This is a genomic window from Cupriavidus sp. 05L411 (genome assembly GCF_056398045.1).
This window is the reverse complement of sequence record NZ_JBFTOQ010000048.1, coordinates 1-18,958: the sequence shown is the minus strand read 5'-3', so window position 1 is coordinate 18,958 and position 18,958 is coordinate 1. Positions and strand designations below refer to the sequence as shown.

General features: G+C 65.9%; 16 protein-coding genes and 3 pseudogenes. 10 read left to right on the top strand and 9 right to left on the bottom strand.

Annotation, left to right across the window (positions count from 1 at the left end; translation table 11 throughout):
• Positions 1-37 precede the first annotated feature (37 nt).
• Positions 38-448 (top strand): CBS domain-containing protein, encoded by a 411-nt coding sequence (locus AC1DQR_RS33755; protein WP_477134584.1) that lies wholly within the window; start codon positions 38-40, stop codon positions 446-448.
• A gap of 63 nt (positions 449-511) precedes the next feature.
• Here the strand turns inward: AC1DQR_RS33755 and AC1DQR_RS33750 are convergent, their stop codons facing one another.
• From AC1DQR_RS33750 to AC1DQR_RS33720, 7 genes and pseudogenes are all read right to left on the bottom strand, one after another.
• The gene (locus AC1DQR_RS33750) at positions 512-2,593 is read right to left on the bottom strand and encodes a HEAT repeat domain-containing protein (RefSeq protein ID WP_477134583.1); all 2,082 of its coding nucleotides are present in this window, start codon (positions 2,591-2,593) and stop codon (positions 512-514) included.
• Positions 2,584-2,715: a hypothetical protein gene (locus tag AC1DQR_RS33745; RefSeq protein WP_477134582.1), complete on the bottom strand. Its 132-nt coding sequence runs from the start codon at positions 2,713-2,715 to the stop codon at positions 2,584-2,586. The genes AC1DQR_RS33750 and AC1DQR_RS33745 overlap by 10 nt, the downstream gene beginning before the upstream one ends.
• A 255-nt stretch (positions 2,716-2,970) precedes the next feature.
• Entirely contained in the window at positions 2,971-4,179 is a 1,209-nt protein-coding gene (locus tag AC1DQR_RS33740) for an acyl-CoA dehydrogenase family protein (RefSeq protein WP_477134581.1), read from the bottom strand.
• A 118-nt stretch (positions 4,180-4,297) separates the two neighbouring features.
• Complete coding sequence (ssuD, locus tag AC1DQR_RS33735) at positions 4,298-5,446, bottom strand: FMNH2-dependent alkanesulfonate monooxygenase (protein WP_477134580.1); 1,149 nt, start codon at positions 5,444-5,446, stop codon at positions 4,298-4,300.
• A 17-nt stretch (positions 5,447-5,463) separates the two neighbouring features.
• Positions 5,464-6,030, bottom strand: a complete 567-nt coding sequence (gene msuE / locus AC1DQR_RS33730) for an FMN reductase (protein ID WP_477134579.1) — start codon at positions 6,028-6,030, stop codon at positions 5,464-5,466.
• A gap of 491 nt (positions 6,031-6,521) precedes the next feature.
• Positions 6,522-7,562, bottom strand: a pseudogene (gene groEL / locus AC1DQR_RS33725) (chaperonin GroEL); the annotation flags it as partial.
• A 4-nt stretch (positions 7,563-7,566) separates the two neighbouring features.
• Positions 7,567-7,731 (bottom strand): annotated as a pseudogene (locus tag AC1DQR_RS33720) (co-chaperone GroES); the annotation flags it as partial.
• Between the two features lie 354 nt (positions 7,732-8,085).
• Between AC1DQR_RS33720 and AC1DQR_RS33715 the strand changes: the two are divergent.
• The 6 genes from AC1DQR_RS33715 to AC1DQR_RS33690 are packed head-to-tail and all read left to right on the top strand — an operon-like array spanning position 8,086 to position 13,972.
• The gene (locus tag AC1DQR_RS33715) at positions 8,086-8,700 is read left to right on the top strand and encodes a phosphatase PAP2 family protein (RefSeq protein WP_416052649.1); all 615 of its coding nucleotides are present in this window, start codon (positions 8,086-8,088) and stop codon (positions 8,698-8,700) included.
• A 50-nt stretch (positions 8,701-8,750) separates the two neighbouring features.
• The gene (locus tag AC1DQR_RS33710) at positions 8,751-9,365 is read left to right on the top strand and encodes an ABC transporter ATP-binding protein (RefSeq protein ID WP_416053266.1); all 615 of its coding nucleotides are present in this window, start codon (positions 8,751-8,753) and stop codon (positions 9,363-9,365) included.
• Positions 9,362-10,159: an ABC transporter permease gene (locus AC1DQR_RS33705; RefSeq protein WP_416052650.1), complete on the top strand. Its 798-nt coding sequence runs from the start codon at positions 9,362-9,364 to the stop codon at positions 10,157-10,159. Before AC1DQR_RS33710 ends, AC1DQR_RS33705 begins: the two co-directional genes overlap by 4 nt.
• Positions 10,160-10,202: 43 nt before the next feature.
• Positions 10,203-10,874, top strand: a complete 672-nt coding sequence (locus AC1DQR_RS33700; protein WP_183036434.1) for a response regulator — start codon at positions 10,203-10,205, stop codon at positions 10,872-10,874.
• Complete coding sequence (locus tag AC1DQR_RS33695; RefSeq protein WP_477134578.1) at positions 10,871-12,190, top strand: ATP-binding protein; 1,320 nt, start codon at positions 10,871-10,873, stop codon at positions 12,188-12,190. Before AC1DQR_RS33700 ends, AC1DQR_RS33695 begins: the two co-directional genes overlap by 4 nt.
• 51 nt (positions 12,191-12,241) lie before the next feature.
• The gene (locus AC1DQR_RS33690; RefSeq protein ID WP_477134577.1) at positions 12,242-13,972 is read left to right on the top strand and encodes a glycosyltransferase family 39 protein; all 1,731 of its coding nucleotides are present in this window, start codon (positions 12,242-12,244) and stop codon (positions 13,970-13,972) included.
• Positions 13,973-14,518: 546 nt separating this feature from the next.
• On the opposite strand, the gene AC1DQR_RS33685 is transcribed toward AC1DQR_RS33690, so the two are convergent.
• Complete coding sequence (locus AC1DQR_RS33685) at positions 14,519-14,800, bottom strand: hypothetical protein (RefSeq protein WP_416052653.1); 282 nt, start codon at positions 14,798-14,800, stop codon at positions 14,519-14,521.
• Between the two features lie 12 nt (positions 14,801-14,812).
• On the opposite strand from AC1DQR_RS33685, the gene hpnI (AC1DQR_RS33680) reads away from it, so the two are divergent.
• The 3 genes from hpnI (AC1DQR_RS33680) (at position 14,813) to AC1DQR_RS33670 (ending at position 18,542) form a co-directional block, all read left to right on the top strand.
• The gene (gene hpnI / locus AC1DQR_RS33680; protein ID WP_416052654.1) at positions 14,813-16,096 is read left to right on the top strand and encodes a bacteriohopanetetrol glucosamine biosynthesis glycosyltransferase HpnI; all 1,284 of its coding nucleotides are present in this window, start codon (positions 14,813-14,815) and stop codon (positions 16,094-16,096) included.
• Between the two features lie 106 nt (positions 16,097-16,202).
• Positions 16,203-17,438, top strand: coding sequence for a bacteriohopanetetrol glucosamine biosynthesis glycosyltransferase HpnI (gene hpnI / locus AC1DQR_RS33675; protein ID WP_416052655.1), 1,236 nt, complete (start codon positions 16,203-16,205; stop codon positions 17,436-17,438).
• 117 nt (positions 17,439-17,555) lie between these two features.
• Positions 17,556-18,542 (top strand): lysylphosphatidylglycerol synthase domain-containing protein, encoded by a 987-nt coding sequence (locus AC1DQR_RS33670; protein ID WP_416052656.1) that lies wholly within the window; start codon positions 17,556-17,558, stop codon positions 18,540-18,542.
• A 274-nt stretch (positions 18,543-18,816) separates the two neighbouring features.
• Here the strand turns inward: AC1DQR_RS33670 and AC1DQR_RS33665 are convergent.
• Positions 18,817-18,958: pseudogene (locus AC1DQR_RS33665) on the bottom strand (IS30 family transposase); the annotation flags it as partial.

The following is an 18,958-nucleotide window of genomic DNA, read 5'->3' as shown; positions in this document are numbered from 1 at the left end:
GACAAACATGGAGCTAGTAGTGAGTATCGATAGCATCATGTCTAAGAAGCTCGTCACCGTCGTGTTCGACGACACGTTGGCAACGATCAAGAATATCTTCGACGAAGCTAAGTTCCACCACGTGCTCGTCGTAGAGGACGGGAAGCTGCATGGTGTTGTATCGGACCGCGATCTGCTGCGCGCGATGAGCCCGTTTATAGGCAGCACGGTAGAGTCGGCCAGGGACGTCAATACCCTCAAGAAGCGCGTGCACCAGATCATGACGCGCAAGCCGGTAACGCTGCGACCCGAGGCCGGGATTGCCGATGCCATTGCACTATTTCTTGCCCACCAGGTCTCGTGCATTCCCATCGTCGACGAGCAGTTCCGGCCGGTTGGCATCGTGAGCTGGCGGGACATTCTGCGATCGTTGGCGGCAAGTTCCACGCCGCCGGATAGCGCCGCCTAGGAAAGGCATGGCATCCGAGATATCCGGGCGGGGAGTACTGTCCTCCCCCTTGCAGTGCGGCCGCTACGCGTAGTGCACCGTTCCGATGCCGACGCGACGGGATCCGCCAGCCTCGTCGGGCATCGGGTCGTTTTCGAGTGCCTCGATCGCCTCCTCCAGCGCTTGCCTCACATCCTCGCGCCGTTTCGGCAGAGCCGATAGCAGATCGCGCAGTTCCGACACATCGCAGATCTCGGCCAGCGCCTGGACAGCCTGCTGCCGCACATGGGGATCGCTGTCGCCAAAGCTGCCCGTCAGCAGCGGCAGCACCTTGCCGGGCGTGAAGAAGCTCAGCGCCCAGACGACCCGGCGCCGGACATCCGGCGAAGGCTCCCGCTTGAGCCGCGACACCAATGGCGGAACCGCCTCATCGTCACCGATGGCCGCCAGCGCCAACGCCGCCTCGCCACGCACCGCATCGTCGTCATCACTCAGCAGTCCAAGCAGCAACGGCATCGCGCGCGGATCGGGTTGTTCCCGCAAGGCTTCGACGAGGCCAGCGCGCGCATCTGCCTGCGCGGTGGCGAGCACGTCGATCAGGTGCGCAATGGCTGCGGGGTCGCCATGCCGCGTCAGCGACTTCGCCAACGCCCCCTTTACTTGTGCATCCGCATCTGGGGCGCGCAGAAAGGCCAGTGCTTCCGGCGGTGTGACGGCACCATCGGGCAGCCAGAGTGCTTCGGCTGCGGACTGCTGAACGCGCCGGCTCGGATCCTGGAGGCAACCCAGGATCAGGGCGGCATGGTGCTTCGCGTCGATGCGGCTGATGGCCTCGATGATCTTGCACCGAACCTCGTCGTCGCCGTCGCGCAGCGCACCGGCAAGAAACGGGATGGCCCGCGCATCGCGCAAGCTGGCGAGCGCGTCGCAGACGCAGCGCCTGACGTTCGGCTCGGCATCGCTCAGCGCACGGCAGAGGCTTTGCAGCGTGGCCGTGGTGTCGGGATGCGCCTCCCACGGGAGGCTGCCGAGCGAGTCAGCGGCGCGCTCCCTGAATTCGGGGTCGGGATCCTGCAGGGCCGCATGCAATGCCGGCAGCGCGTCAAAGTCGTTGTTGTCGCCCAAAGCCCAGAGCACCGCCCAGCGGACCCGGCGTGTCTCGGCAGGATTGTTGAGCGCGTCAATCAGATGCTGCGTGGCGCCCGCGTGCCGCATCTCGCCCAGCGCATTGACCGCGTAATAACGGACCTCTTCGTCCGGATCGCTGAAGATACGGTCGGCGAGGATGTCGATGGCTTGATGCACCTGCATCGAACCCAGCGCGATAACGGCCTGCAGCCGCACGCCAGCCACCTCGTCGTTTGCCGCAAGCATGAGCGCCGGGATGGCCTCCGGCGACGAAAACCGCAAGGCTTCGGCTGCCGTTTCCCGGACGATTGCCGAGGGGTCCGACAAAGCGGCCAAGAATAGGCTGTGCAGCTCCGGCGCCGCTTCAAAGCCGGCGCACTCCCTGAGCGCGGATAGTGCCGTGGCCCGTACACCCTCATCCCTGTCGTTGACGGCCACGCGCAGATCCGGGATCAGGTCGGCACGCTGTAATTCACCGAGCATGGCGGCGGCAGAGGCGCGAACCCCGGCGTCCCGATCGTGGCGCAGGCGGTCTTTCAGTGCCTCGACTGCCGGCTCCGTGCGAAAGACGCCGAGCGCCAGGACGGCTTGCCTGCGGACTTCGGCACTGGCGTCATCGAGCGCCTTCACGAGCGCATGCACGTGCTTCGGCGACTGGCTCGCCAGGGCCGAAGCCGCGGCCGCCCGGATCGACGCGTCAGGGTCGCCCGCCAGCGCCCGATGCACCGCATGCGCCGCTTGCGCATGCGTCTCCATGTCGTAGTGCCCGAGCGCATGGATCGCGCTGGCGCGGATGTACGGGTCTTCGTCCCGCGCCGCGGCCAGCAACGGCGCAACGAACGCATCGGCCGTCCCCGGATCGGTGAGGCTGACGTTCGCGCCGCGCCGTTCGTCTGGGGGCTGCGCCCTCAAGGACACGATCAGGTCTTCGATTTCGCTCGGCGCACGCATCCCTTCTCCGTCCGAATCGTCAGCAGCGGCATCGCGATGGCCAGCAAGGGCTGCTTTCACGCGCATCATCAGTGCCTTCAGCCGCATGTGCCGGCCCCCGGACCTTCCCACGTGTCGTCGTCCGCAACCGGCAACGCGCGCAGTCGCCGCCGGTCGAACAGCGCATGGGACGCGCAGTCCATGCGCCGGATTTCCTTGATATCTCTCATGATACCTATCACGATGCGTAAGCTTCCCTCCCCATTGCACGGTCGCGAGGCCTACGCCTTGTTCGCCTGCCGTTCGCCAGCTTGACGGATCGGTGACCAGCTCGCCCGTCACCCGGCACACACTGCTCGCTTCGGCCTCAACGCAACCATTTCGCGTCGAACCGGCGCGACACGTTATCACAGGCGCTTTGTGCATCTCAAGTGCAGGCGCAACCCGGCAATGTGGACAAACGGGAGCTGATGCCCCCGCGACAATCAGGCCGCCTTCGCCCCAACCGACCAGTAGTAAGTCGGCGCCGTGCCGTTGATGACGTGATCGCCGACAGCTCTCCCCTTGTAGAGGGTCGGATTATGCGAAGCCAGTGTCCGCGCATTGCGCCAGTGGCGGTCCAGCCGGCGGTCTTCATCCAGCGCGGAAGCGCCGCCGATGTCGAACAGCCGCGTCGCCGCCGCCAACACCTGGTCGGCGATGCCGACCTGCGCCTTGGCGGTACGCAACTCCACATCGTCCAGCAAGCCGACCGGCACGGCTTCGCCCCGCTGACGCAGGCGATCGATCTCGCCAAGGCCATGCGCCACGGCGGCGACGGCGGCAGCCGCCACGAACGCCGTGCTGGCCAGTTGGCCCACCACCTGCTGCACCAGCGGATCCTCGGCTGGTGTGCGTCCGCTGCCGTGGCTGTACACCCGCTTGCGCGCGCGCACAAAGGCGGCCGCGTCGCGCTCGATGGCCCGGGCGATGCCGGCCAGCGTCGCCAGGTGCACCAGTTGGAAGTATGCCGTGATGGATGTGGGCTCATTGCGCGGGAAGCTCAGCACCTGTTCGCCGGACACCGCGACATCGCGAAAGCGTGTGGTGCCGGAGCCGGTGAGGCGCTGGCCAAAGCCCCGCCAGTCGTCGATGCGGTCGATGCCCGGCGCATTGGCCCGCACCAGCACATAAACCGGATCGGCACTGCCCTCGCGGCTGGCGCTGACGGCAATCCAGTCGGCATAGAGCGTGCCTGTGCTGTAGAACTTCTCGCCGTCGAGCCGCCAGCCTTCGCCATCTGGCGACAAGATGGTCTTGTGCTTGCCTGGCGCGCCGTCGCCAAGCTCGGTAGTGGCGTTGCCGAAGATCGCGCCCTGCGCGACGAGCCGCAGCCAGCGCTCCCGCAGTTTGGGCGCTATCTCCGCATAGAGCCGCTCGACAAAGCCAAAATGCGCGCGCAGGATCTGCGGCAAGTTGGAATCCGCTTCGCCCAGCTCGATCAGCAGTTCGAACAATTGCTCGACCGACGCGCCCAGCCCGCCGAGCGCCACCGGGACGCGCAAGGCACCGAAGCCGGCATCGCGCAGCAGGGCGACCGCTTCGAAAGCAAGCTCGCGCTCCTGTTCGCGCTGGGCCGCGCGTTCGGCGATCTGCGCAAAGATCGGGCGGAAGCGCGCAAAGAGATCTGCCTGGGAAGGATTGAGTTCTGGCATGCGTTTGTTGTCTGGGTTTAGATAGCGATGGCAAACACCGGAGGCTCGCCAGCGGCGGCATCTGGCTCTTCCGGCTCGCCGGGCTTGCGCCGGCTCTCCCGCAGCGCACCGATCCGGATCAGGCCGCAGCCTTCCTGCCCGGCAGCACGTCGTTGGCAATCATCTCGCCGAACGGCCCCGTCAGGTTGGTGGCGCCGCCGCGGCCCAGGCTGGCGTACGGCTCCGGCAGCAACGGGAACACCAGTTCGGCGAAGCGGTACGCTTCCTCGAGGTGCGGATAGCCCGAGAAGATAAAGCTCTCGATGCCAAGATCCGCGTATTCCTGGATCCGTGCGGCCACTTCCTGTGGATTGCCCACCAGCGCGGTGCCGGCACCGCCGCGCACCAGGCCCACGCCTGCCCAGAGGTTGGGATAGATTTCCAGCTGGTCGCGGCGGCCGCCATGCAACGCAGCCATCCGCCGCTGGCCGACGGAATCGAAGCGCGAGAAGGACTTCTGCGCGGCGGCGATCGTTTCGTCCGATATCTGCGCGATCAGTTCATCGGCGGCCCGCCRGGCTTGCTCGCTGGTACGGCGCACGATCACATGCAGGCGCACGCCAAAGCGCACTTTGCGGCCAAGGCGCGCGGCGCGCTCGCGAACATCGGCGATTTTCTGCGCTACGGCCTCGGGCGGTTCGCCCCAGGTCAGGTACACATCGACCTGCTCGGCTGCCAGCTCGTGCGCTTGCTCGGACGAGCCGCCAAAATAAAGCGGCGGGTAAGGACGCTGCACCGGCGGATACAGTGCCTTGGCGTTATCCACCTTGATATGCTCGCCATCGAAGCGAACCGCCTCGCCCTCCAGCACGCGGCGCCAGACGCGCAGGAACTCGGCCGATGCCGCGTAGCGCTGGCTGTGGTCGAGGTACAGCCCATCGCCACGATTCTCGTCCGGATCGCCGCCGGTCACCACGTTGATCAGCAGCCGGCCATTGGTAATACGGTCAAGCGTGGCGGCCATGCGCGCCGACACGGTCGGCGAGATGATGCCCGGGCGGATTGCCACCAGGTAGCGCAGGCGCTCCGTCCAGGGCRCCACTGCGGAGGCAATCACCCATGAATCCTCGCAGGAGCGGCCGGTGGGAATCAGCACGCCGTAGTAGCCCAGGTTGTCGGCCGCCTGTGCGATCTGCTTCAGATAGCCCAGCGAAACGGGGCGCGCGCCCTCCGTGGTGCCGAGATAGTGGCCGTCGCCGTGCGTGGGAAGAAACCAGAAGACTTTCATTGCCGCGGCTCTCCCCTTCAAGCCGCGCGCTGCAGCGGCAGTTTTCGGCTGGATTCGAACAACGGCGCGCAACGATCCGCAGCCAGGCGGATGCGTTCGGCCAGCGCGGTGCTGCTGACCTGGTAGTTGTGGAAATCCCCCGGGCTGCCGTACACGCCGATGGGCAACGTGAGCGCCTGCAGGAAGCCGAACAGCGGCCGCAACTGATGCTCCAGCACCAGCGCGTGGCGGTCGCTGCCGCCCGTCGCCCCCAGCAACACCGGCTTGTCCACCAACGCTTCCTGCCCCACCAGGTCGAAAAGGTGCTTGAAGTGGCCGGGGTAAGAACCGCGATACACCGGCGCGGCCACCACCAGCAGGTCCGCGGACTCGATGGCGACCAGCTCGCTTTCAATCTCGGCCGGCAGCTCCGCGCGCGACAGCGCCGCGCCCAGCGGACGCGCGATGTCGCCGAGGTTGACGATATGGCTTTGCAAATGCAGCCGGCTATCCAGTTCCGTGAGCAGTGCCTGCACGAGCGCGAGCGTGCGCGAGGGTTGCTGCGCGCTGCCGTTGACGGCGACCACTTTCAGCGGTGTAGCCATGGGAAGAACCTCCTGTCGATATCGATGGTTTGTGGATTCACGCGCAGGGCGTATTTCGTTGCCGGTATTGCGTCAGGCAAGAAGCAAGCCCGCGTGGATGGCCATGTTCTTTGCCCGTGCGCCATTCCTGGCGCGGATCCGCGCCGCGCTCCCGGAGCACACTGTTGATCTGCAGTTGCTGGTGCAACAGTGTGGCGTGGGGGCGTAGCCACCGCGGCCGTCTTAGGCAAGCGCTTACAAGTCCCTCACGATAGCGCAACGGAATCGGCCGTCGAAGGATGGATTTCGTATATGGATAGACACACGCCCCCCCTTCCAGGCGGCTGACAAACCTGAAGCACCAGCCGAAGCCGTCGAGCGGGCCAAAGCCGCTCGCCACGACGACGGCTGTCTCTCCCTCGCCCCTCAGGGGGAGAGGGCCGGGGAGAGGGGAGCACGGCAACGCAGATCCAGTTTTGTCAGCAAGTCGGATCCGTCTTCAGCCAATGGCCTCAGAAATCCAGTCCACCGCCTCCGCCAGCCGCGCCCGGCGCGCCGGGCTGCCCCTCATCCTTCGGCAGTTCGACGATCGCAGCATCCGTGGTAAGGATCAGGCCTGCCACCGAAGCGGCATTCTGCAAAGCGGTGCGTGTGACCTTGGTCGGGTCAACCACACCACCTTCCACCAGGTCACCATATTCTCCCGTCGCCGCGTTGTAGCCAAAATTGCCCGTCCCTTCGGCCACGCGCGCTACCACCACGCTGGCCTCTTCGCCGGCGTTGGCAACAATCTGGCGCAACGGCTCCTCCAGTGCCCGCAGCACGATCTTGATGCCTGCCTGCTGGTCCGGGTTGATGCCCGTCAGATCCTTGATGGCCTGGCGCGCACGAATCAGCGCTACGCCGCCGCCGGCCACGATGCCCTCTTCCACCGCGGCACGCGTGGCGTGCAGCGCGTCTTCCACGCGGGCTTTCTTCTCCTTGACCTCGACTTCCGTGGCGCCGCCGACCTTGAGCACCGCCACCCCGCCGGCCAGTTTGGCCACGCGCTCCTGCAGCTTCTCGCGGTCATAGTCGGAGCTGGCCTCGTCGATCTGGGTGCGGATGCGCTTGACCCGCGCCTGGATCTGCGCGGCGTCGCCGGCGCCATCGATGATGATGGTGTTCTCCTTGCCGATTTCCACCCGCCCTGCCTGGCCCAGTTGCTCCAGTGCGATCTTTTCCAGAGACAGCCCGACCTCTTCCGACACCACCTGGCCGCTGGTCAGGATCGCGATGTCTTCCAGCAGTGCCTTGCGGCGGTCGCCAAAGCCGGGGGCCTTGACGGCGGCGGCCTTCAGGATGCCGCGGATATTGTTGACCACCAGCGTGGCCAGTACCTCGCCCTCCACGTCCTCAGCCACGATCAGCAGCGGACGCCCCGCCTTGGCTACCTGCTCCAGCACGGGCAGCAGGTCGCGGATGCTGGAGATCTTCTTGTCCACCAGCAGCAGGTAGGGTTGCTCGAGCACCGCCACCTGCTTGTCGGGGTTGTTGATGAAATACGGCGACAGGTTCAATGCGTTCGCCGGCTTCGTTGCGCCGGCCTGGGCCGACGGCGATCACCTCGCCCTGGTCTGGCTATTCGGCGGCGCTGTCGGGAATGACGATGCCGGATTGCGTGCGGGTTTCGTTGTCGGACCGTTTGACGAGAACGCGGTCGTGCAGTGGGCGAAGGCTCATGCTGGCTCCAGAAGGAAAGGAAGAGAGAAGTGCATTGACGGCGGATGTCAGTGCCGACGGTGGCACTGCGGGCTGGCAATCAGCACTCGATGCCGGTGAGTGCTGAGTATAGAAAGCACCGCCATGCGCGGCCAACTGATCGTTTCGCATTTGCTTAGAAGCGCGCCTGACAGCGCGCCCGACGTGGCGAGCACATCGGGTTCGCACCCACGCTGCCTTGCGCGACCCGCATGATTTGCCCGGGCCGACGATGTCGGCATGGAGCGGGCCGGGCACGGCCGGCCCGCCAGCCTTAAGCGTTCCTTAAGCCGCTGTGCCCTATCCTTGTCGCATCGCCAGAATCCAACGTTCCCGATGCCGACGCTCCTTGCCCTGAACCTCACGCTGTTCCAGTGCCTGAACGCCCCCGCAGGGCTGTCTGGCGCCGGCCTCTGGGTGGCCGCTTTCCTTGCCGAGGGGCTGATCGCAGCCGCGCCGCTGGTGCTGGCCGCGGGCTGGCTGCGCGCGCGGCCGGGCGAGCGCCAGATAGTGACGAGCGCCTTGGCGGCCGTGGCGCTGGGCGGGCTCTGCTCGACCCTGTTCGGCCTGCTGCTGCCGATGCCACGGCCCTTCATGGCAGGCATCGGGCATACCTACCTGGCGCATGCCGCCGACCCCTCCTTTCCGAGCGACCACGTCACGCTGCTGGCCACGCTGGCCTTCGTCCTGCTGCGTGCGCCCGGCAAGGCCCAGCGCCTAAGCGGTACCGGCTTGCTGGTAGCCGCGGCACTAACGGGCTGGGCCCGCGTCTTCCTCGGCGTACACTTTCCACTGGACATCGTCGGCGCATTTGCGATAGCGGCATGCTGCGCGGCCGTGGCTACGTCTGCCTTCACGCGCCCGCTGCTTGCTGCTGTCACGGTGCGCGCGGAGCAGCTTTACCGGCACCTGCTGGCCTACCCCATCGCACGCGGATGGCTCAACCCATGACAACGGCTGACACGATGCCGCCCCTTGCCACCGTTGGCGCACTGCCGTCAATGCGCAGTGCCGACGCTAGCCTGGCCATCGTTGGGCTTGAAGGCGCCGGCCGCGGGCCGTTCAGCCTCACCGTCGCGCCCGGCAGTTGCGTGATCCTGTCCGGCGCATCCGGCGCGGGCAAGAGCCTGCTATTGCGCATGATTGCCGATCTCGATCCCAATCGCGGGCAGGTCCGGCTAGGCCAGTCCCCGCGCGAGAGCATGAGCGGGCCGGCCTGGCGGCGCCAGGTCATGTACGTGGCGGCCGAGTCCGGCTGGTGGGGCGACGACGTGCTTGAACATATGACGGACGTGCCGGCCGCCCAGGCGCTGCTGGCGCGGCTGCGCCTGCCCGCGGACATCCTGCAGGCGCCCGTGAGCCGCCTGTCCACCGGCGAGCGCCAGCGCCTCGCGCTGATCCGCGCGCTGGTGCGCCGTCCGCGCTTCCTGCTACTGGATGAGCCAACCTCGGCGCTGGACGCCGAGACCACGCTGGCCGTCGAAGCGCTGCTGCACGACTGCAAGGCGCAGGGGCTGGGACTGCTGATCGTCTCGCACAATCCCGCGCAGGCGGCACGCCTGCAGGACCGGCACTATCGCCTCGGCGCCGCCGGGCTGGAAGCGGTGCCGGCATGAGCCCGATCCCGCTCACAGCCTATGACCTGGCGCTGGCCAGCCTGCTGGTGCTGGCCGGCGCGGGCGCCTCGCTGGCGATGTCGCTGGACGTGCACCGCAACCTGCTCTGGGCCGCCGGGCGCATGGTGGTGCAACTGCTGCTGGTCGGCCTGGTGCTGCGCACGGTGTTTGGCTTGTCGTCGCCGCTGGTGACCGCGTTGACGGTAGCGGCCATGATCGCGGCAGCCGCCCGCGAGGTGGGCACCCGGCAGGAGCGCCGCCTGGCGGGGCCCTGGCATGCGCTGATCGGCGCTGCCGCCGTGAGCCTGCCGACGCTGCTGGTGACCGTGCTGGCGCTGACCACGGCCTTGCGCCCGACGCCCTGGTACGACGCCCGCCACGCGATCCCGCTAGCCGGCATCATCCTGGGCAATGTGATGAACGCCGCGAGCCTGGCGCTCAACGGCGCCTTTACCGCGGTCTGGCACCAGCGCGCTGCCATCGATGCGCGCCTGGCGCTTGGCGACGACCGCCAGGCGGCGCTGCGCGTGATCGTGCGCCAGGCGGTGCGCAGCGGCATGCTGCCCACCATGAACACCATGGCGGCGGCCGGCATCATCACCATGCCGGGCATCATGACTGGCCAGATCCTGGCCGGGATGGACCCGGTCGCCGCGGCCCGGTACCAGATCCTGCTGATGTTCCTGCTCGCCGGCGGCAGCATGCTGGGCGTGATCCTGGCCGCCACGCTGGCGGTCCGGAGGCTGACCGACCACCGCCACCGCTTGCGCCTGGACCGGCTGCAACGCCGTTGACCCGAAGGCATCCACACTCATCACCAACCAAGGAACCCATGCCATGCGCCTGCTGCTGGTGGAAGACGACCCGATGATCGGCGAAAGCGTAGAGGAAGGCCTGCGGGCTGAAGGCTACGCAGTCGACTGGGTCAGGGATGGCCGCCTCGCCGATGCCGCGCTAGCCGCCAATGCGCCCGGCACCTACGACGCCGTGCTGCTCGATCTTGGCCTGCCCGGCCGCTCCGGCGAGGCAGTGCTGCGGCAACTGCGCGCCCGCGGGCTGGCATTGCCGGTGCTGATCCTGACCGCGCGCGACGCCACCGCCGACCGCGTGCGCGGCCTGGATGCCGGCGCCGACGATTACCTGGTCAAGCCGTTCGACCTCGACGAGTTGTTCGCGCGTATCCGGGCCCTGCTGCGCCGTAGCGCCGGGCGCGTCAGCACCGAGCTGGCGCATGGCCCGGTGCGCCTGGACCCAGCCACGCGCGAGGTGCGCTGCGCCGGCGAGATCGTGGCGCTGTCGATGCGCGAGTTCATGGTGCTGCAGGCCCTGATGGAGCAGCCGGGCCACGTTGTGACCCACGAGCGCCTGCGCGAGGCGGTCTACAACATGAATGAGGAAATCAGCAGCAATACAGTGGAAGTCCATATCCATGCGCTGCGCAAGAAGCTTGGCGCCGACTTTATCCGCAATGTGCGCGGTGTCGGCTACAAGCTGGGCGGCCCGGCATGAGAACGATCCGCGCCCAGTTGCTGGCCGGCCTGCTCGGGGCCATGCTTGCATGCGCCCTGGTGGCAGGCGCGGCCGCCTACTTCAAGGTGCGCCGCGAAGCCAACGAGGTCTTCGATGCGCAACTGCAGCAAGCGGCACGCATGTTGCCGACACATCTGGAGCGCGACGCCACGCCGCCGCTGAACGGCAGCGAACTTGACGAGGAGATCGTGGTGCAGGCCTGGGATGTGCAGGGCCGCCAGATCTACGCCTCGCACCCAGTCACGCTGCCGCGCGCGGACCTGCCCGGCTTTCATGACCTGCATGCGCTCGGCAGCGAATGGCGCATCTACGGCGTGCTCGCCGGGGACCGCTATGTGCAGGCCGCGCAATCGGTGGTGTTTCGCCGCAAGCTGGCGGCCTCGCTGTCGCTTGGCGCGCTGCTGCCCATCCTGGCGCTGGTGCCAGTGCTTGGCTTGCTGATCCACCTGGTGGTCAGGCGCTCGCTGCGCCCGGTCGAGGAGATCGCGCGCGCGGTTGGCAGCCGCTCGGCAAACACCCTGGCGCCGCTGGACGCGCACGGCTGGCCGCCAGAACTGGAGCCGGTGGTGGAAGCCCTCAATGCCCTGCTGGCCCGCCTGCAGCAATCCATGGACACCCAGCGCGCCTTTGTCGCCGACGCCGCGCACGAACTGCGCACGCCGCTCACCGCGCTCAAGCTGCAGCTGCAGCTGGCCCTGCGCGCCGACAGCGAAGACAAGCAGAAACTGGCGCTCGCCAAGCTGGGCGAGCGCCTGGACCGCACCACGCACCTGGTAGCGCAGTTGCTGACGCTGGCACGTAGCGAAGACGGCGCCCCTGCCACCCAGGCCCCGCTTGCCGACGTGCGCTTGCGCGACGTAGCGGTGCAGGTGGTGCGTGAGCTGCTGCCCATGGCCGAAGCCAAGGATGTGGACCTCGGCATGGATGCGAGCGCGCCCGAATGCCGGGTGCGCGGCGTGGATGGCGATCTCTTCATCCTGCTGCGCAACCTCGCCGACAATGCGATCCGCTACACCAGCCCAGGTGGCCGGGTCGACCTGCGCATCGAATGGCGCAACGGCGCGCCCATGCTGGGTGTGAGCGACACCGGTCCGGGCATCGCGCCGGCCGAGCGCGACAATGTGTTCCGCCGCTTTCATCGCGGCGACGCCAGCGACGCGCATGGCAGCGGACTGGGCCTGGCGATCGTGCAGAGCATTGCCACGCGCCATGGCGCCACGGTGTTGCTGGAGGATGGCCCGTCGGGCCGCGGGCTCACGGTGGCCGTGGTGTTCCCGGCGCAAAACGGTGCGTGAAAGGCAACGCCGGTCGTGCACGGCTAGACTTCATCCTTACCCGGAGTTCCGATGCATCCCCAATCCGACTCTCGCTTCCCTGCGTTCTTCGCCCGGCGGGTGGCCGGCCTGCCCACAACCCTGTGGCTGCTCGCCGGCCTGCTGATCCTGCTGCTGTGGTTCGGCACGCTAGGTTTTCGCCACCTGCTCAGCTCCGATGAAGGCCGCTACGCCGAGATCTCGCGCGAGATGTTCGCCAGCGGAGACTGGGTAACGATCCGCTACAACGCGCTCAAGTACTTCGAGAAGCCGCCTTTCCATATGTGGGTGACGGCGCTGTCGTATACCTTGTTCGGCGTGGGCGACTGGCAGGCCCGGCTGTGCGTGGCGCTGTCCGGCATGGTTGGCCTGATCGCGTCGATGTTTGCGGCAACGCGCTGGTACGGCATTCGCGCAGGCCTGCTGACCGGCCTGGTGCTGGTGGCCGCGCCGATGTGGAGCGTGGCCTCGCACTTCAACTCGCTGGACATGACGCTGTCCGGCGCCATGGCCTGCGTGCTGGCCTTCATGCTGGTGGCACAGCATCCCGACACAACGCCTGTGGCCCGCCGCCACTGGATGTGGGCCTGCTGGGTGGCCATGGGCGTGGCGATCCTGAGCAAGGGCCTGGTGGGCATCGCCCTGCCCGGGCTGGTGCTGGTGATTTACACCCTGATCTCGCGCGACTTCGGCCTGTGGCGGCGCCTGCACCTGATCTCCGGCATCGCGCTGATGCTGATCGTCACGGTGCCCTGGTTCTGGCTGGTGTCGGCGCGCAACCCCGAATTCCCGAATTTCTTCTTTATCCACGAGCACTGGCAGCGCTACACCTCGACGGTGCACTCGCGCGGCGGGCCGGTCTGGTACTTCGTGCCGTTGCTGGTGGCGGGCTTCGTGCCTTGGCTGGGGCTGGCGCCGCGCATGTGGGAGGTGGTCCGCGACGATGGCGCCGCAGCGCGCGTGGCGACGGTTCGGCGGCTCCGGCCGGCGCTGTTGCTGGCTGTGTGGGCCATCGCCATCTTTGTCTTCTTCAGCCTGTCCGACTCCAAGCTGCCCGGCTATATCGTGCCGGTCTTCCCGGCGCTCGGCATGCTGGCAGCCATGGCGCTGGAGCGCATCGGCGAGCGCGGCTGGCGCCAGCAGCTCAACGCCACGCTGGTGATCATGGCGATCGGGTTGCTGGCCAGCCCGGTGGTGGCCACGCTGCATTCCAACCACACCGCGACCGCCGACTACCGCCGCTACGCGGTCTGGGTGGCCGCCGCGTTTGTCGTGATGCTGGCGGGCACGTGGCTGGCGCGCCGTCTGCTGCGCACCCACGGGCTGATGCCGAGCATCGTGGTCTACGCGCTAGCGCTGTTCACGGGCTTTACCACGGCGCTGCTCGGGCACGAAACGATCGGCGGCCCGGCCTCGGGCGCCAGCCTCGTTCCGGCCATCCGGGCGGTGCTCAAGGACGATATGCCGATCTACGGCGTGCGCACGCTGGACCACACCCTGCCGTACTACCTTCGCCACACCACCGTGATGGTGGAACACCCCGACGAGCTGGAGTTCGGCACCCGGCAGGAGCCGCAGAAATGGCTGCCCACGCTCGACAGCTTTATCGCCCGCTGGCGCGAGGGRCCGCCGGCGCTGGCAATCATGTCCGCCGATACCTACCGCGAGCTGACCACGCGCCAGGTGCCCATGCACCTGGTTGCGCAAGACCAGCGGCGCATCGTGGTAGCCAATTTTCCGGTGCCGCCTTTGGCTGGCCGCTAAGCGCGGCCGGGGCAAATCCAGCGCGCCGCAGCATCTAGCTTCTCATGGGTGGCCGGCGAAAAACAGTAACGATTTTCATTTGCAATCCGTACCCACCCCTCCCCTTGTTCCACGCGCCGTCTCACGTAAGGTGCCTCCTGTTCCTTGCCGGTGCATCCCCCGCCCGGCGCTACGATTTATCCCGGCCGGTACTGCCGGGACCGGCTACACCAGTGACTTCCCGCATCCATTCCAGGCAAGAACTCGACCTGACATATACCCGTTTTCGAACGACTTAATCCACGATTCCAATCAAATATGACGGCACGTTCGATAGCATATTTAAGCTGTCAATTTAATAGATCGCCTTACCCCACCAAAGCATGGAACACCATTCCTTGACAGCCCCCATCACTCTTTTTCCGGACGCATGCCGATCTGATTCCGCGCACCCTCACGGCCCCTTTCTTCCATCCACCCTTAAAATTCAAACAACAATCATTATCAATACATGCAATATTTCTCGCAGCAATTTGTCAATAACTGCAGATAATTGGGGGGAGAACCTTACGTTTTCATTTCAATGCCCTGCATAATTTTCCTGATCAGGCAGAGTGTCTTTCTTTCCAGTACCGTATGATTGAGCCTCATCGGAATCGACGTGCGCGGACCACGGTGAATGAATCGGAAGTAGCCCATGCAAATGATGTCTTCCCAGTTCAGTGGCTTCCGGTACGAGGAGCCTGCAGCTCCCGTCATCTGCCTGCGCGACGTCGCCCGCCCGTGTCTTCGTAAGCGGCCCACTGGCAACGCACCCGAAGCGCAGGGCCAGGCCAGCGTCGCTGCCAAGGGCTTCTCCAGATGAATTGGGGCGTGCTTGCCTACACCGTGCTGGCGTGCCTGGTGACCGGGTATGCCGCTACTGCGGCCTGGGCAGCAAGGCGGCCACCGGCTGCCAGCCACGATCCGGAAGGCACCGGCTTGCGCCCGGTGAGCGTACTGAAGCCGTTGTGCGGCGCCGACCCCCGGCTCTATGACAACCTCGCCGGCCTGTGCCGGCAACAGCATCCGGCGTTCCAGCTGGTGTTCGGTGTGCACGCGGCAGACGACGCCGCCATCGCCGTGGTGGAACGCCTGCAAGCGGAATTCCCGGATTGCGATATCGTCCTGGTGATCGATCCTCGCGTGCACGGTAGCAATCTCAAGGTCAGCAACCTGATCAACCTGCTGCCGCAGGCACGCTACACGTGGCTGGTCGTGGCCGACAGTGACATCGCGGTGCAACCGGATTACCTGGCCCGCGTCACAGCGCCACTGTCCGATGCCACGGTTGGCGTGGTGACCTGCTTGTACCGGGGCCGACCGGCGGGCGGATTGTGGTCCTTGCTCGGTGCACAATTCATCGACGACTGGTTTGCGCCATCGGTACGTGTAGCCCATGGCTTTGGCTCGAGCCGCTTCTCATTTGGCGCCACCATCGCGCTGCGGCGCGACGTGCTCGATGCCATCGGCGGTTTCTCTGCGCTCTCCAACCGGCTTGCCGACGACTTCTGGCTGGGCGAACTGACCCGCCACCAAGGCTTGCGCACGGTACTGTCGGACGTCATCGTCCTTACGGATGTGACTGAAACGCGGCTGGCTGCGCTGTGGGCGCACGAGCTTCGCTGGCTGCGCACCATCCGCTCGCTCAATCCGGCAGGCTTCGCCTTTACCTTCATCACTTTTACCTGGCCTATGCTGGCGCTCGCCTGCTGGCTGGCACCCACACCCATCGTGCTTGGCGTGTCGCTGGCCGGCGTATCGGCGCGCTGCATCCTGGCCGGTGATGCCGGCGCGGCATTGCGGGCACCGCTGCGCGATACGCTGCTGCTGGCCGGGTGGGCCACCGCCATGTTTGGCCGGCACGTGCGCTGGCGCGACCAGGTGCTGTCGGTACGCGACCGCACCTCGCCGGCCGAAGCCCGTCCGACTATATCGCCGGCAACACCGCCCGGCGCGGAGCCGCCACCGGTCACCAGCACGCATGCCCAGCCTGGCATTGCAGCCGGATTCGCCGGGCTCCCCCGATCCATGCAGACCGAGGGGACACAGAATACCGATCGCGACCGCTCGCCGCCACTGCCTGCTAACGGCATGATTCCCTAGATAAACGCCATGAAGACCCTGCCTTCCTTCGATGGCTTTGACGCCGGCGCTTAGGGCAACAGGACCATCACGGACTTCGGTACATACGTCGCCACAAAGGTCAAACATGAAACGTGCTGCTCTGCTTGCCACGCCGTTCGCCTTGTTGCCGCTGGTCGTGCTGGCATCGCCCGGAAACATGCCGCACACCGCCCACGTCATCCATGTGGGACTCTCGCTGTTCTGCGCTGCCGCCGCGGTCTTCGGCATTGTCTATATGGTGTCGGCAGGTGTCCTCATCCGGCGGTTCTTCGCTCGCGCACCAGCAGAGCCCGATAGTTTCCCGCCGGTTACCATCATCAAGCCGCTCCGTGGCCAGGAGCGGATGCTGCTCGATAACCTGTCGAGCTTCTGCAGGCAGGACTACCCGGGCCCCGTGCAGTTCCTGTTCGGCGTGCAGGACTCAGGCGATCCCGCGCTGGAAATACTGAATCAGCTTCGGCGTCTGCACCCTGAAGCCCAGATCACGGTGGTAAGCGATTCCCGCTTGTCCGGCCCCAACCGCAAGGTGAGCAACATCCTCAATATGCTGCCCCAGGTGCAGCACGACGTGCTGGTGTTCGCAGATAGTGATGTTGGCGTCGAACCTGGCTACCTTCGCCATGTCGTCGGCGAACTGCAAAAACCTGACGTTGGGCTCGTGACCTGTCTCTACCGGGGGCGGCCTGCCCCTGGCCTCTGGCCTCGGCTATCGGCAATGGCCACCAACTATCAGTTTGTTCCCGGTGTGGTGACCGGCCTCGCGCTCGGGCTCGCGCGCCCCTGCTTTGGCCAGACCATCGCAACGCGCCGGGCGACCGTGGAGAGGATCGGTGGATTCTTGCAATTCGCGCATCACCTGGCCGAAGATCACGCCATCGGCAAGGCCGTGCGGGAGGCAGGCGAGAAAGTCGCGATCCCGCCATTTGTCGTCACGCATGCTTGTGTCGAAGGCGACGCAACCGAACTGCTGTCGCACGAGCTGCGCTGGAGCCGAACGATTCGGACCATCGATCCGATTGGACATCTGGGCTCCGTGCTGACCTATCCTCTGATCTTTTCCGCGCTCGCCACTCTCGCATCCGGCGGCGCGGCCTGGTCATTGGCGCTGGTACTGACAGCGGTACTGGCAAGGCTGCTGCTCAAGTGGCAAATCGACCATGCCATGTGCCAGCCATACCGCGACGCCTGGCTGCTACCGATCTGGGACCTTTTATCATTCTGCATCTTTGTTGCCAGCTTTTTCTCCAGACGCGTGGTGTGGCGTGGATTCAGTTTCGAGGTCAGTGGCAATGGCCTGCTACACCCGATCAAGAAGGACTGATTCGCGATGCCGGTGCCCTGTCCGGGACGAACAGCTGTGTCCCGCCAGGCGGCGGCATCCGATTTCGATCCTCCTGTCGTCATTGACGCTATTCACCCTAGGAGCGGCAATCGCATCATGAAGTATCTCGGTTCCATAGCGGCCTTTGTCGGCCTGGTGGCTGCGCTCTGGCTCGTCTGGCACGAAGACCCCGGCCAGGTGTTCTCCTTGATGCGCGCCGCGGCGGGCGGACTTGTTATCGCCGGGCTTGCGCATTGGCTTCCCATGCTGTTCAACGCGTGCGACTGGCAGACACTGATTCCAGAAACGAAACGGCCCGGAATTGGCTCGATGCTGCGCCTGGTCTGGATCCGGGAGTCGGTGAACGGCTTGCTGCCTGTCGCCCGCGTAGGGGGCGAGATCGTCTCGTTCCGGCTGATGCGGCACTGGGGACTGCGCGCGTCGACGGCATCGGCCAGCCTGATCGTCGATATGCAGCTGACCTTGATCAGCCAGCTGATTTTTACGATGGTGGGAATCGGCTTCCTGCTCTCGGCACACTCGGACTCGAAGGCACTCCAGCTGGCCGGCAGTCTCGCCTGGGGTGTAGTCGCGCTCTTGCCGCTGCTGGTGTTGTTCGCATTGGTGCAGCACGCTAGCCCATTCGAACGGGCCAGTCGTGCTCTCAGCCGGTTGACCAGCGGCAAATTTGCCGCGCTGACTGGCCAGTCGGCCAGGATCGATCAATCGATCAAGCTTGTCTGGCGCCGCCGGGCCGTCATCATTCGCTACCTGTTCTTCTGGCAGCCGCTGCAGTACATGGCGACTGCGCTGGAGCTATGGCTAGCACTGTATTTCCTTGGGGAACCGGTGAGCATGATGGATGCCCTGGTGCTCGAAGCCCTGGTTCAGGCACTCAGCAGCGCGGCTTTTTTCGTGCCTGCGGCACTGGGGGTCCAGGAGGGTGGCTTTGTCCTGATCGGGACCGCGCTGGGTCTTGAGCCCACGACCTGCATTGCGCTGGCCGGTGCCCGTCGCATCCGGGACTTGATGATTTACCTGCCCGGGCTGCTTGCCTGGCAAATCTCGGAATCGCGCAGCCGCATCGGCCGGCTTCGCTCCTGACTCGATCTGCAGCGATGCGGAATATGCAGCGACTCATGAAAAAGGCGCGCTGCGCGCGCCTCGAATCCCGGCAGTGTGACCGCGAGCCACCAACGGGGCTGCCCGGAATGCGAAGTCCCACTTGTGCGCCGCCCTTTGCTTGTGTTTCGCATTGCTCGGTTTCCTGAGCGCACCGGCCTCGGCGGTGCTACCGGATGAAATCCAGGTGTACACCGGCGATATCAACGCGCCGGGAGAGTTCGGACTCGAACTGCATCTGAACACCACTGCGGATTCAACCGGTCAACGCAACAGCTTGATGGAATCGTTCAGCCGGTGTATCGAAGTTTAGTGTTTTGCGTGGGCGTTCGTTGAGTCTTCTGGCTATGGCGTTGAGCTTGGCTTGCGAGTAGCCCGAGAGATCGGTGCCTTTCGGG

What these genes read in the sequence shown, in the direction of transcription:
- AC1DQR_RS33755 (WP_477134584.1), top strand. Translation starts at nt 38, where the DNA reads ATGTCTAAGAAGCTCGTCACCGTCGTGTTCGACGACACGTTGGCAACG.
- AC1DQR_RS33710 (WP_416053266.1), top strand. Translation starts at nt 8,751, where the DNA reads ATGCGCAGTGCCGACGCTAGCCTGGCCATCGTTGGGCTTGAAGGCGCC.
- AC1DQR_RS33745 (WP_477134582.1), bottom strand. Translation starts at nt 2,715, where the DNA reads ATGAGAGATATCAAGGAAATCCGGCGCATGGACTGCGCGTCCCATGCG.
- AC1DQR_RS33700 (WP_183036434.1), top strand. Translation starts at nt 10,203, where the DNA reads ATGCGCCTGCTGCTGGTGGAAGACGACCCGATGATCGGCGAAAGCGTA.
- AC1DQR_RS33750 (WP_477134583.1), bottom strand. Translation starts at nt 2,593, where the DNA reads ATGCGGCTGAAGGCACTGATGATGCGCGTGAAAGCAGCCCTTGCTGGC.
- msuE (WP_477134579.1), bottom strand. Translation starts at nt 6,030, where the DNA reads ATGGCTACACCGCTGAAAGTGGTCGCCGTCAACGGCAGCGCGCAGCAA.
- AC1DQR_RS33705 (WP_416052650.1), top strand. Translation starts at nt 9,362, where the DNA reads ATGAGCCCGATCCCGCTCACAGCCTATGACCTGGCGCTGGCCAGCCTG.
- hpnI (WP_416052654.1), top strand. Translation starts at nt 14,813, where the DNA reads ATGAATTGGGGCGTGCTTGCCTACACCGTGCTGGCGTGCCTGGTGACC.
- AC1DQR_RS33670 (WP_416052656.1), top strand. Translation starts at nt 17,556, where the DNA reads ATGAAGTATCTCGGTTCCATAGCGGCCTTTGTCGGCCTGGTGGCTGCG.
- AC1DQR_RS33740 (WP_477134581.1), bottom strand. Translation starts at nt 4,179, where the DNA reads ATGCCAGAACTCAATCCTTCCCAGGCAGATCTCTTTGCGCGCTTCCGC.
- AC1DQR_RS33695 (WP_477134578.1), top strand. Translation starts at nt 10,871, where the DNA reads ATGAGAACGATCCGCGCCCAGTTGCTGGCCGGCCTGCTCGGGGCCATG.
- AC1DQR_RS33715 (WP_416052649.1), top strand. Translation starts at nt 8,086, where the DNA reads ATGCCGACGCTCCTTGCCCTGAACCTCACGCTGTTCCAGTGCCTGAAC.
- hpnI (WP_416052655.1), top strand. Translation starts at nt 16,203, where the DNA reads ATGAAACGTGCTGCTCTGCTTGCCACGCCGTTCGCCTTGTTGCCGCTG.